At 65.2% G+C, this 12,631-nt stretch carries 13 protein-coding genes; 5 read left to right on the top strand and 8 right to left on the bottom strand.

The window, feature by feature from the left end; translation table 11 throughout:
- Positions 1-19: 19 nt before the first annotated feature.
- Both WBG56_RS09270 and WBG56_RS09275 read right to left on the bottom strand, forming a co-directional pair.
- Complete coding sequence (locus WBG56_RS09270; RefSeq protein WP_424267524.1) at positions 20-967, bottom strand: TPM domain-containing protein; 948 nt, start codon at positions 965-967, stop codon at positions 20-22.
- Entirely contained in the window at positions 964-1,581 is a 618-nt protein-coding gene (locus tag WBG56_RS09275; RefSeq protein WP_424267526.1) for a LemA family protein, read from the bottom strand. Before WBG56_RS09275 ends, WBG56_RS09270 begins: the two co-directional genes overlap by 4 nt.
- 339 nt (positions 1,582-1,920) lie before the next feature.
- Here WBG56_RS09275 and WBG56_RS09280 point away from each other — a divergent pair, with 339 nt between their 5' ends.
- The 3 genes from WBG56_RS09280 to WBG56_RS09290 all read left to right on the top strand — a co-directional run bounded on the left by WBG56_RS09280 (position 1,921) and on the right by WBG56_RS09290 (position 5,803).
- Positions 1,921-3,384: a DEAD/DEAH box helicase gene (locus WBG56_RS09280; protein WP_424267528.1), complete on the top strand. Its 1,464-nt coding sequence runs from the start codon at positions 1,921-1,923 to the stop codon at positions 3,382-3,384.
- A 74-nt stretch (positions 3,385-3,458) separates the two neighbouring features.
- A complete protein-coding gene (locus WBG56_RS09285) occupies positions 3,459-5,066 on the top strand; it encodes a peptide chain release factor 3 (RefSeq protein ID WP_424267530.1) in 1,608 nt (535 codons plus the stop codon).
- Positions 5,067-5,173: 107 nt separating this feature from the next.
- Complete coding sequence (locus WBG56_RS09290) at positions 5,174-5,803, top strand: hypothetical protein (RefSeq protein WP_424267532.1); 630 nt, start codon at positions 5,174-5,176, stop codon at positions 5,801-5,803.
- 82 nt (positions 5,804-5,885) lie between these two features.
- Here WBG56_RS09290 and bfr read toward each other — a convergent pair whose 3' ends face one another.
- The 3 genes from bfr to rpoN all read right to left on the bottom strand — a co-directional run bounded on the left by bfr (position 5,886) and on the right by rpoN (position 8,109).
- Positions 5,886-6,350, bottom strand: a complete 465-nt coding sequence (gene bfr / locus WBG56_RS09295; protein WP_424267534.1) for a bacterioferritin — start codon at positions 6,348-6,350, stop codon at positions 5,886-5,888.
- 113 nt (positions 6,351-6,463) lie between these two features.
- Positions 6,464-6,718, bottom strand: coding sequence for a (2Fe-2S)-binding protein (locus WBG56_RS09300; protein WP_424267536.1), 255 nt, complete (start codon positions 6,716-6,718; stop codon positions 6,464-6,466).
- 50 nt (positions 6,719-6,768) lie between these two features.
- Positions 6,769-8,109, bottom strand: a complete 1,341-nt coding sequence (rpoN, locus tag WBG56_RS09305) for an RNA polymerase factor sigma-54 (RefSeq protein WP_424267538.1) — start codon at positions 8,107-8,109, stop codon at positions 6,769-6,771.
- A gap of 19 nt (positions 8,110-8,128) precedes the next feature.
- Here rpoN and WBG56_RS09310 point away from each other — a divergent pair, with 19 nt between their 5' ends.
- The gene (locus WBG56_RS09310) at positions 8,129-8,671 is read left to right on the top strand and encodes a hypothetical protein (protein ID WP_424267540.1); all 543 of its coding nucleotides are present in this window, start codon (positions 8,129-8,131) and stop codon (positions 8,669-8,671) included.
- Positions 8,672-8,729: 58 nt separating this feature from the next.
- On the opposite strand, the gene WBG56_RS09315 is transcribed toward WBG56_RS09310, so the two are convergent.
- Positions 8,730-9,782, bottom strand: a complete 1,053-nt coding sequence (locus WBG56_RS09315; protein WP_424267542.1) for a hypothetical protein — start codon at positions 9,780-9,782, stop codon at positions 8,730-8,732.
- A 376-nt stretch (positions 9,783-10,158) separates the two neighbouring features.
- Between WBG56_RS09315 and leuA the strand changes: the two genes are divergently transcribed.
- A complete protein-coding gene (gene leuA / locus WBG56_RS09320) occupies positions 10,159-11,862 on the top strand; it encodes a 2-isopropylmalate synthase (RefSeq protein ID WP_424267544.1) in 1,704 nt (567 codons plus the stop codon).
- An 84-nt stretch (positions 11,863-11,946) separates the two neighbouring features.
- Here leuA and WBG56_RS09325 read toward each other — a convergent pair whose 3' ends face one another.
- On the bottom strand, positions 11,947-12,264 hold the full coding sequence (locus tag WBG56_RS09325) for a hypothetical protein (RefSeq protein ID WP_424267546.1): 318 nt from the start codon (positions 12,262-12,264) through the stop codon (positions 11,947-11,949).
- Between the two features lie 12 nt (positions 12,265-12,276).
- Entirely contained in the window at positions 12,277-12,621 is a 345-nt protein-coding gene (locus WBG56_RS09330; RefSeq protein WP_424267548.1) for a DUF1840 domain-containing protein, read from the bottom strand.
- Between the last annotated feature and the right edge of the window lie 10 nt (positions 12,622-12,631).

The raw sequence follows: 12,631 nt of genomic DNA on the forward strand, positions 1-12,631 counted from the left end.
GGTTGAATGCGCGCCGGACTCACCAGCTGCCCGACGCGCCCCCGCCGCCGCCTCGGCCTCCGCCGCCGCCACCCGACCCGCCGCCGGAGCCGCCGCCTCCGAAGCCGCCGCCAAAACCGCCCCCGAAGCCGCCGTCGCCGCCTCCGCGACGCCCGGAACGACCGCGTCCGAGCCGCTTCGCCACCCCCAGGGCGCGGCCCAGCACCGCCAGCACCAGGCCTCCCAGCGCCCCCAGAGCGGCCCAGCCCCAACTGCCGGTCGCGACGAACACGAATCCACCCACCAGCAGCGCGCTGAGCCAGACAGGCATCACCAGCGCCATGAAGGCCAGCGGCAACACCATGGCGTACGGCGCGTCTTCTTCATCGCCCGACGACGCGGGCGGCGGCAGGGTCTCGCCACGCATCAAGGTCTGCAAGGCCCCCACGCCGGCCTGCAGGCCGCCGAAAACATCGTTCTGAGCGAAACGCGGCGTGATCTGCTCCCGGATGATGCGTCCGGCCGCAACATCCGTGACGGCGCCTTCCAGCCCATAGCCGACTTCGATGCGAACGTGACGGTCCTGCACGGCCACCAGCAGCAGCACGCCATCATCCACGCCTTTTCGACCGACGGCCCACTGATCGAAGACCCGGCGGGCATACTGTTCGATGGTGTCGGCGCCGGTCGTGGGCACCAGCAATACGAACAGCTGCGACCCCTGGCTGGATTCCAGCCCCCGCACCTGCCCGGTCAAGGACTGGATCTGGGCCGCATCCAGCGTGTGGCTGAGGTCCACGACCGGCCCCGTCCAGGTCGGCACAGCCACGACGGACTGGGCTGCGGGCGCGGGTGAAGTCCGCGCCGACTGCGCCAGCCCCGGGCGGACGCACAAGGCCAGCGCCAGGCCCAGCAGCAGCGCCGGGAGCCCGCCCCACCGGACGGCCCCCTGCCGGGCAAGCGCCCCGGAATCAGGAATCGCCCTCATTTCGCCGCGGCCGGCGCCGGCAGGTCGAACTTCACCTCCGGGTCCCGCATCACGGCATCTGCCTTGTCCAGCCCATACTGCGCCTTGGGCTGGTAGCCGAACACGCGGGCCGTGATCAGGGTCGGGAATTCGCGGATCGTCAGGTTATAGGTCTGCACCGCCCCCACATAGCGTTCCCGCGCCACCGTGATGCGGTTTTCCGTGCCCTCCAGCTGCGTCATCAAGTCACGGAACAAACCGTCGCTTTTCAGCTGCGGATAGTTTTCGGACACAGCCAGGAGGCGCGACAGGCTGGAACTGAGCGCGCCCTGGGCCTGTTCGAAGCGGGCGACCAGCGCCGGATCCGACAGGTCGTCGGCGCTGATGCGGATCTGCCCGACCCGGGCGCGGGCATCCGTGACCTGCTGCAGCACGGTGCGCTCGTTGACCATATAGGCATTGACCGACGACACCAGCTTGGGCACCAGATCCGCACGGCGTTCGTACTGGTTCAGAACCTGGGACCAGGCGGCCTTGACCTGTTCATCCTGGCGCTGAATCTCGTTGTAGCCGCAGCCCGACAGCAGCAGCGACAGGGCCGCTACGGCGGCCAGATTCAGATAACGTCGGATCATGCGGACCTCGTGGAGCGGACAATGAGAAGCCATATTGTAGAAATTCCGCTGCGCGCGCAACACTTCGGACCGTCAATAACGGTCAACGCCCCCTTATCGCGACAACTGCGCGCGCACGCGCCGCCCGGCACGCTATAATTCAGCCTTTCGCGCAGCTTACCAGTCACTGCGCGGCCTTCCCCGGCCTTCATTCCCCAAGACCCGAACCTGCCCACCCAGGGCGCTCCGTTCAACAGGTCCCCAGGTACGGCCGGCGGCACTTTTCCAGATATTTTTCATACGTCGGCCTCGATTGGTATCTCTCGACTCGAGCGATAGGCGGTCGCTGGAGTCACACTGTTGGACACTTCAATCACTTTTGCCTCGCTGGGCCTGGCAGAACCCCTGCTGCGCGCCGTTCACGACGCGGGCTACACCCATCCCACGCCCATCCAGGCGCAGGCGATTCCCCGCGTCATGGAAGGCGGCGACCTGCTGGCCGCCGCCCAGACCGGCACCGGCAAGACGGCCGGCTTCACGCTGCCCATCCTGCACTACCTGATCCAGAACCCCGCCGCCAGCCGCCAGGCGGGCCGCCCGCGCGTGCTGGTGCTGACCCCCACCCGCGAATTGACCGCCCAGGTGGAAGAATCGGTGCGCCTGTACAGCCAGCACACGCAGATCCGCTCCATGGTGATGTTCGGTGGTGTCAACATCAACCCGCAGATCACCGCCCTCAGGAAGCCGCTGGACATCCTGGTCGCCACGCCGGGCCGCCTGCTGGACCACGCGCAGCAAAAGACGCTGGATCTGTCCGGCGTGGAAATCCTGGTGCTGGACGAAGCCGACCGCATGCTGGACATGGGCTTCATCCACGACATCCGCCGCGTGCTGAGGCTGCTGCCCGCCAAACGCCAGAACCTCCTGTTTTCCGCCACGTTCTCGGATGAAATCCGCAGCCTGGCGCAGGGCATCCTGCGCAACCCCGGCGAAGTGTCGGTCGCCCGGCGCAATACCACGTCCGAGCTGGTCAGCCAGCGCGTGGTCATGACCGAACAGTCCCACAAACGCGATCTGCTCAGCCACATCATCCGCGAAAGCGGCTGGCATCAGGTGCTGGTCTTCACCCGCACCAAACATGGCGCCAACCGCCTGGCTGAAAAGCTGGTCAAGGACGGCCTGACCGCCGCCGCCATCCACGGCAACAAAAGCCAGGCCGCGCGCACCAAGGCGCTGTCCGGCTTCAAGGACGGCAAGGTCGCGGTGCTGGTCGCCACTGACATCGCCGCCCGGGGGCTGGATATCGACCAATTGCCCCAGGTCGTGAATTTCGAACTGCCCAATGTGCCCGAAGACTACGTGCACCGCATCGGCCGCACCGGCCGCGCCGGCAGCACCGGCTCGGCGCTGTCGTTGGTGGATTCGTCCGAAATCAAGCTGCTGCGGGCGATCGAACGCCTGACCAAGCAGAGCATCGAACCGATCACCGTCGAGGGCTGGAATCCCGGCGCCATGGTGACGGCGGATTCCGCCCCGGACGCCCGCGAAAAACGCGCGCTGGCCCGACTGGATGGCGACGTGCGAGGCGGCGGCCGCACCGGCGGTCGTCAGGATGCGGGCCGGTCCGGCAGCCGCGACGGGCACCGCCGCCCGTCCTCGGAGCCGCGTCAAAGCCAGGACAATCGCCGAGGCGATGGCCGCCGCAGCGACACCCGCGCGGCCGGCAACCGTCCCAACCGCAGCGGCAATGCCGCCGCCGCGCCGCGACGCGACGCCCGTCCGCAAGGCGGCCGGTCGGCCGCATTGCTGCACAAGGCGGACTGAATCCCATCCGCCCCGGCCCGGCGCCGTCCGGGCCCTTTCCGACCACAAGAGCCGAACCCACCCGATCATTGCCCATGAGCCTGACCGCTGAAGTCGCCCGCCGCCGCACATTCGCCATCATCTCCCACCCCGACGCCGGCAAGACCACCCTGACGGAAAAATTGCTGCTGTTCGCAGGCGCCATCCAGATCGCCGGCAGCGTCAAGGCCCGCAAGGCCAGCCGCCACGCCGCCTCCGACTGGATGGAAATCGAAAAGCAGCGCGGCATCTCGGTGGCATCCTCGGTCATGCAGATGGAATACCGAGATTGCGTCATCAACCTGCTGGATACTCCGGGCCACCAGGATTTTTCCGAAGACACCTATCGGGTCCTGACGGCGGTGGATGCCGCCCTGATGGTGATCGACGCGGGCAACGGGGTCGAGCCCCAGACCATCCGCCTGCTGCAGGTCTGCCGCGCCCGCAACACGCCCATCATCACCTTCATCAACAAGCTGGATCGTGAAGTCCGCGAGCCGCTGGACCTGTTGTCGGAGATCGAAGGCCACCTGGGCATGGATGCCATCCCGTTTTCCTGGCCCGTGGGCATGGGTCGCCATTTCGGCGGGGTCTTCGACATTCGCCACGACCACATGCGCGTGTTCCGCCCCGGCGCCGAACGCGACCAGCACAACGACGAAACCATCGAAGGCCTGGACAATCCCGTCCTGAAACAACGCTTCGATGACGCCTACGACAAGGCGCGGGAAGAAATCGAACTGATTTCCGGCGCCGTCCCGGAATTCGATCAGACCGCATTTCTGGCCGGCCGCCAGACGCCGGTGTTCTTCGGCTCGGCCATCAACAATTTCGGCGTGCGCGAAGTGCTGGACGCCCTGGTCGAACTGGCCCCGGCGCCCGGCCCGCGCGCGGCCCTGGAGCGGCCCGTCGAACCCGACGAACCCAAATTCACCGGCGTGGTCTTCAAAGTGCAGGCCAATATGGACCCCGCGCACCGCGACCGCGTCGCCTTCGTGCGCGTCAGTTCAGGCCACTTCCAGCGCGGCATGCGGCTGAAGGTCGCCCGAAACGGCAAGGAAATCCGCCCCAACAATGTGGTGTCCTTCCTGTCGCAACGCCGCGAAATCGTGGAAGAAGCCTTTGCCGGCGACATCATCGGGATCCCCAACCACGGCATCCTGCAATTGGGCGACGTGCTGACCGAAGGCGAATCGCTGACCTTCACCGGCCTGCCGTTCTTTGCGCCGGAACTGTTCCAGGCCGTCGAGGTCAAGGACCCCCTGCGCACCAAGCAGCTGCGCACCGGCCTGACCCAGCTGGGGGAGGAAGGCGCCATCCAGGTGTTCCGGCCCGAGGCCGCGGGCGGCGCCCTGCTGCTGGGCGCCGTGGGGCAGTTGCAGTTCGAAGTCGTCGCCCACCGCCTGAAGACCGAATACGGCGTCGATGCCCGCCTGATGCCATCGCGCTACAGCATGGCTCGCTGGATCACCAGCCGCGACGCCAAGGCCCTGAAGAAATTCATGGACGCCAACGCCGCCAACATCGCCCATGACGTCGTCGACGCCGTGGCGTTCCTGGCGACGTCGCCGGCGCAACTGCGAGTTGCCCAGGAGCGCTACCCCGACGTCGAATTCCACGCCATGCGCGAACACGCGGGACGGGTCTTTGGCGCCGGTGTCTGATCCTATCTCGCATTCTGTCACAAGCGCTGACGCACCCGGTGCGGCAAGCGGGCCGCATTCGATACAATGGCACGGTTGACCGCACTGACCGACGAAGGAATCCGCCCATGTCCTGGCGTCTGATTTTTGCCATTCTGCTGCTCGCCGCCGGGGCTTCGGCCTGGGGCGGCCTGCGGCTGGGCGACTGGCTGATCATCCACAGCCCGGCGCAAGTCAAGACCACCGAACCGCCGGTCGAACTGACCGACACCCCGGTGCTGGACGCCAACGGCAAGCCTTTCATCGCCTCGGCGCCCCAGCCCCTGGCCGACGGGCGCCAGGGTGTGCCCAGCCTGCCGCCGCCGGTCGACTGGAAAGTCCAGACCGCCCCTCTGATGGACGAACATCGCCCGATCGCGCTGGCCACCACCACCATCAGCATGGACGAAGCCATCGCCCTGGCGGCTCAAGGCCAGCAGGACGACAACGGCCTGCAGGGCATCGCCAACGTCGGCACCCTGATCACGAGCCAGCCGGTGCAGCCCATCGACGTCCCGCCGCCGCCACCGCCGCCCGACACCTCGGACACCGCGGCAGCCGGCGGCAGCGATTGGCAGGTGCCTTTCCAGGCCGAACTCAAAGTCTGCGAATCCATGGGCTTCTTCTCGCGGCCCTCCTGCGCCTGGGCCGCCCGCAACAAATACTGCGAAGCCCACCAGGCCTGGGGCAAGGCAAAAGACTGCCCCGCCCAACACTGATCCATTGCGCCTTGCGCAAAAAAGCCGCTGCCCGGTTGCCGGACAGCGGCTTTTTGCGTAACGAAAACCTGCAGCGGGCCGATCAGACCTGCGATTGCAGGTAGTTCTGCAGCCCGACCTGTTCAACCAGGCCCAATTGGGTTTCCAGCCAGTCGATGTGTTCTTCCGTATCGTTCAGGATGGTCTGGAACAGATCGCGGGACGTGTAATCCTGCACGGATTCACAGTATTGCATGGCTTCTTTCACTGTGGCCTGGGCGGCCGATTCCAGCTTCAAGTCGCACGCCAGGATTTCCGGGACCGATTCACCGATCAGCAGTTTATGCAGATCCTGCAGATTGGGCAGGCCATCCAGCATGAAGATGCGTTCGATGAGCAGGTCGGCGTGTTTCATTTCGCCGATGGATTCTTCGTATTCGTGTTTGCCCAGTTTTTCGTAGCCCCAATGACGCATCATGCGGGCATGCAGGAAATACTGGTTGATGGCTGAAAGTTCGTTTTTCAGCTGCTGATTCAGATATTTGATGACAGTCTTGTCGCCCTTCATGGCCTGTGCTCCTGAGAGACGGCCCGCGTGCGCGGGCTGCAAGCCATTAGGCTAACACGCGAAGCCCCACAGGGGGAGTCCCCCGCGAGGCATGGGGCCGGCGCCCCGGAGAATCAGGCGACGCGCCGGATTTCGGTGCTGGTCAACAGCGGCGCCTGCACCACGCGGGCGGGCGCCATCGCCGGGGCCGCAGCCAGTTCGGTGGCGTAACGCCCCCCCGGCAGATAGTCGGTTGCCGTATCGGCGCATTGGCCGCAGCAGGTGGCGATGCCCAGCTGAGCCTGCAGGTCGCTGAGATCGGCCGCCCCCTGGGCAATAGCTTCCTGAACCTGACGCTCGCTGATCGCGTTGCATACACAAATATACATGCGAATCATTATCATCCTTCTTTTACGTCATGGCAAGCACTTTCCGCACCTCAGCCCAGCGCTTTTCGCAAACTGGCCGCCGGCACGCCCATGGCCTCGCGGTATTTGGCCACGGTGCGGCGGGCAATCACCAGCCCCTGGTCCGCCAGCAATTGGGTCAATCGCATGTCGGACAGCGGCTTGCCCGGGGGCTCGGCATCCAGCAGCACCCGCATGACGGCCTGGATGGCCCGCGCGGAGGCGTCCTCACCGGATGCCGTCTGCACGCCCGTGCCGAAAAAATGCTTCAGTTCATAGACGCCCCACGGGGTCTGGGCATATTTCATCCGGGTAGCGCGGGAAATGGTGGACTCATGCAACTCCAGCGCCTGCGCCACCTCGCGCAGCACCAGGGGACGCAAGGCGGACTCCCCCTGCTCCAGAAACGCGCGTTGATGGACGGCCATGAATTCAGCCACCCGCAGAATGGTCTGGCGGCGCTGGCCCAGATTCTGGATCAGCTGCCGTGCGACGCGCACCTGTTCGCGCAGCACCGGGGCGTCCTCGGCCTCCAATTGGGCCGCCAGGCCGGAGTCCACACGCAAACGCGGCTCCAGGGCGGGATTCAGGCTGACCCCCCACCGGGCGCCGGACCGGTGGAACAGGACGTCGGGCACGATATAGCAGGTGGCGTCCTCGTGCCAGGCGCTGGTCGGACGGGGATCCAGCCGCAACAGAGCCTGATGGGCGGCATCCAACAGCGCCCGGCTGCAGTTCAGGGTTTCGCACAGGCGCCCCCAGCGCCCGGCGCCCAGATCCTCCAGGCATCGGGTCAGACGCAGCGCGCAGTCCAGCACATCCGGCGGCCATTGCGCCGACCGCGCCCGCAGTTGCAGGCGCAGGCACTCGGGCAAATCGCGGGCCCCCACACCCGCGGGATCGAAGGATTGCAGCAAGCGCCGCGCCGCCTGCCACTCATCCTCCTGGATGTCCCAATCCCCCGGCAGCGCGGCGGCGTGGGCAGCGGGATCAAAATCCAGGTAACCCCGTTCGTCCAGTTCGCCGATCAGCACGGCGCCCAGGGCCTGATCCCGGAGGCTGGCCCGGGTCGTGCGCAATTGTTGCAATAAATGATCGGCCAGGCTTCGCGAGGCCGGCGATTCCGGGATATCATCCGTCACAGCCTGCCTGGCAGGCTGCGTCCAATGGCGTTCCAGCATCTCGGCCTGGGCCGAGGCGGCATCCGCCGCGGGCTCATCCAGTTCCAGCACGGGATTGTCCGCCACCGCCTGGGCGATTTCCTGTTCCAGTTCCAGGGTCGAGCATTGCAACAGCCTCAGGGCCTGGCGCAGTTGCGGGGTCAACGCCAGTTGTTGGTGCTGACCCAGTTCCAGGGACGGTTGCGAACGCATATTCAACCCATTGAAAGCCATGAATCAGGAATCATTCCAAACCCCCAGCCGGCAGGATTCCGCCCTGTTGCGCCGGATTCTGCTGAAGCTGACGGCCACGGCCAAAATCGCGTCGGCCACACTGGTCGTGCTGGTGGCGCTGGTCTGGTATGACCTGCTGAATCGCCTGCTGGCGTTTGGCAATGGCATTGATTATGCCGGAAACCACATCATGGGGGCGGAAGCGACCGCCTTGCTGCAGCGCTACAACCCGTACTTCTGGGGGGCGCTGGTCATCCTGTGCACCATTATCGTGGCCTGGCTGGTGTATCAGACGGTGCGGTCGATGCTGGCCCGAGCGCGTCTGAAGCTGGTGGACGAACACGCGTTCCAGCAATTGGCCGCGCAGCTCTCCGCTCCGGCGCTGGACGTGCTGCTCTGGGCCTGGCAACCGCACGACGAGCCGCTACGCGTGGGCGACCTGCAATTGGCCCATCGGGAACTGGCGGCAGGCCGGTCCGCACGCCTGCAGCGGGCGGCCCAACAGCTGGCCGTGCTGGAAACCGCCCGACAGCGGGATTGACGCCCGGGTCTCGCCCGGAAAACGCACCTCACCGCGGTAGGTCGTCGCCCGCAGGGAATCATTGGCGGCGATGCCGCCACCAGTACACGGCCACTCCCACGATCAGAGCGATGCCCAGGTAACCCAGGAGCGGATACACCGTGCCCACCAAGGTGGTGAAGCCGGCGAAACTCAGGCCCAGGCCGATGAAAGTGGAAGCAATGCTGATGATCCGGAATTTCGGCGTCTCGGGATCGGCGAAGCGGGCGCTGAAGGCAAAGAACATGCCCACGGCCGTGCTGTAGATCATGCAACACAAGGACACCATCATCAGCCAGCCCAGCCACGGGCTGATGCTCTTGGCCAGCAAAACCGTCGGCATCTCGGCCCCCTGGATCCGGTCCAGATTGGCAAACAGGCCAACGTTCAGCAGCAGGATCAGCACCCCCAGGCCCAGGCCGCCCAGCACGCCGCCCCGCGTCGCATTGAGAATATTGCGGCTGCCCCCCGACAACACCGCCAGCAGCGGGAAGCCGACCGCAATGTTGAACGAGGCATAGAGCACCCCGCCCAGGAACCAGTTCGGCGCCGCGCGGTCCTGCTGCGTGGCGGCCAAGGCGTTCAGGCTATCCAGACCGGTGTCGCTGCGCAACAGAGCATAGATGACCAGCACGATGACCAGGCACAGCAGCAGGGGCGTCACGGCACTGATCAGATCGACAATGCGCTGCACGTTCAGGCATAGCGTCAGCGACACCAGAATGGCCATGAACAGACCGCCGGCGATCAGGGGCATGCCCAGGTGCTCGCGAAACAGCGACCCAGTCCCCGCCAACATGGCTACTCCCACCCCGAACAGGAAGAAGATCAGCGCCAGATCCACCACCGAGCCCAACTTGCCGCCAAAGACGGCATTGAGCACAACTTTGTGGGAGTGCGCCTGCAACTGAGTGCCGATGCGCGCCACCTGCATCCCCAGAAATGTGAACAAGAGTCCCGACACCAGGGTTCCCGCCACCCCCCAGATGCCGAAATTCGTGAAGAACTGCAGGACCTCTTGACCCGAGGCGAAACCGCCTCCGATGATGACGCTCATGTAGGCCGAAGCCAGTTGGAGAATCTGTCGATTCATGGTGCTCTCACTCGCCCCTCGCAGGCTGGCATCGCCCGTCGGGCACGTATTCGGATATTGGACAAAGCCTGCATTGTGCCAAGCTGAACAGAAGCTGACACTTGCGCAAATGCAGAAAATATGTTTGACTCTAGGCTATGAACACATCGTGCGCACCTCTCCACGTCCACCGGCAGGCTCCTGCCGGGGCGATTGCGCGCGCGCCTGCATCCGCTCGGGTGCGGTTCTCTCCTGTCCTACTGGGTCTACTGCTAGCGATCGGTTGCCGGGCCTAGCGCCGCGTGGCAGTTCGGCAGCCTGTTCCAAGCCACCTCTTCGCGACCCCGCGATTGTTGTTCGTCCGTGATCCGGACCCTATTCCCAGACAGGTATCGCCATGATCCAGAACCCCGCCACCAAATACATTCCGTTCGCCCCGTTCACACGCGACTACGCCGAACGCACCTGGCCCAGCCACCGCACCACCACGCCTCCGATCTGGATGAGCACTGACCTGCGCGACGGCAACCAGGCCCTGATCGAACCCATGAGCGTGGACCGCAAGCTGCGGTTCTTCGACCAACTGGTGAAAATCGGCTTCAAGGAAATCGAGGTCGGCTTCCCCTCCGCCTCTCAGACCGACTACGACTTCGTGCGCAAACTGGTCGAGGAAAACCGCATCCCCGACGACGTCACCATCATCGGCCTGACCCAGGCGCGCGGCGACCTGATCCCGCGCACCGTGCAGGCGCTGTCCGGTGCGAAACATGCCATCGTGCACATGTACAACGCCTGCGCGCCGGCCTTTCGCAAGATCGTCTTCAACATGAGCCGCGACGAAGTCCGCGCCGTGGCCGTCGAGGGCACAAAGATCGTCAAGGCCGAGGTCGCCAAGCATCCGGAAACCCACTGGCGCTACGAATATTCCCCGGAGGTCTACAGCACCACCGAACCGGAATTCGCCCTGGAAGTCTGCAATGCCGTGGTCGACACCTGGCAGCCCACCGTCCAGGACAAAATCATCCTGAACCTGCCCGCCACCATCGAGGCCACCACCCCCAACCTGTACGCCGACCAGATCGAATGGATGCACCGCAACCTGGCCCAGCGCGACAAGATCGTGCTCAGCGTGCACCCGCACAATGATCGGGGCACGGCCGTGGCCGCCGCCGAATTCGCCGTCATGGCCGGGGCCGATCGCATCGAAGGCTGTCTGTTCGGCAATGGCGAGCGCACCGGCAACGTCGACCTGGTCACGCTGGCCCTGAATCTGTACACCCAGGGCGTCCATCCCGGCCTGGATTTCTCCGACATCGACGAAGTGCGCCGCTGCGTGGAAGACTGCAACCAGTTGCCGGTCCACCCGCGCCACCCGTACGTGGGCGACCTGGTGTTCACAGCCTTTTCCGGCTCGCACCAGGATGCCATCAAAAAGGGCTTCGCCGTCCAGAAGCCCGACGCGGTCTGGGAAGTCCCGTATCTGCCTATCGACCCCGCCGACCTGGGCCGCAGCTACGATGCAGTCATCCGCGTCAATAGCCAGTCCGGCAAGGGCGGTGTGGCCTATCTGCTGGAACACGAACATGGCCTGGCCCTGCCGCGCCGCCTGCAGATCGAATTCAGCCGCGCCATTCAACGCGTCACGGATGAAACCGGCCGCGAGGTCACGCCCAAAGACGTCTACGACATCTTTTCCAGCGAATATCTGGATCGCGAGACCCCCTGGAAGCTGGTGCGCCACCGCATCACCGGCAGCCCCAAGACCACCGGGCAGAAGCAATTCATGATCGAGGTCGAAATCCAGGCGGACGGCCAGACCCGGCACCTGTCGGGCCAGGGCGACGGGGCGATCTCCGCCTTTGTGGACGCATTGGGCATCGAAGCCCGCATCATGGACTACCAGGAACACGCGATCGGCACCGGCACGGACACCCGGGCGGCATCCTACGTGGAAATCCGCATCGGCGACGAAGCCAACGGCTATGGCGTCGGCATCCACGAAGACATCGTGACGTCGTCTTTCCTGGCCATCCTGAGCGCGGTCAACCGCTATTCCGCCGCCGGCAAGGACCTGCCCGCCCGCGTATCGGCGGCCGCCTGATCAAAAAGGGAACATCCGCCCGCACATCTTCGATCTGACGGGCGCCCCGGCCTATCCGGCGGGGGCCGCCGCGATCGACACCCATCAATACACGATGGCCAGCCCCGGAAGATCCACCGTGACCCGGGGCTTTTCCAATGCCTGCATGGCATGCGTGGCAAAATCCCGGGCCAGATCGGCCTGGGACGACAGCGCGCGGTAGCCCAGGGCATCCGCCACCCCCAGGATCTTGTCCAGCAGCAGGACTTTCCCGCTGACCCGCAAGGGTTCGCATCCCAGGGATTCCCACCGCTGTTCGAACCAATCGCGGGCCGCCTGCGCCAGAGGCGCATCGACCGGCGCATCGACTGTGACTTCCAGCGAACGATGCGCATCGAAAACAATGATCACATGACCCTGCATGGCGCGGCTTCCTTACCAGATGGGAGCGGGTCCCCAGGTGACGTCCTCGCCTTTTTCGCGGGACAGGCGCAGCATGGCCAGCAGCGGCCAGGCCCGCCGGCGCATGCCCACATGCTGGGCGATGGGGTGTTCGGTGGAGTCGTCGTGGTCGCCGGAGTGATCATCGTGACTGTCGTCGGTGGCCACCAGCGATTCGATGCCTGCGATGGCCGCATCCATCTGGTCGCGGGTGATGACCCCCCGTTCAGGCAGATCCGGCGTCTCGAATTTTTTGCCCGCTGCCAGCAGAATGGGTCTTGCGTGCTGGGCGAACATCAGGACTTCGGCGGCCGATTTGGACTGAAACAGTATGAGCATGGTGGGTTTT

Source organism: Castellaniella sp., from assembly GCF_049671645.1.
GTDB lineage: Bacteria > Pseudomonadota > Gammaproteobacteria > Burkholderiales > Burkholderiaceae_B > Castellaniella.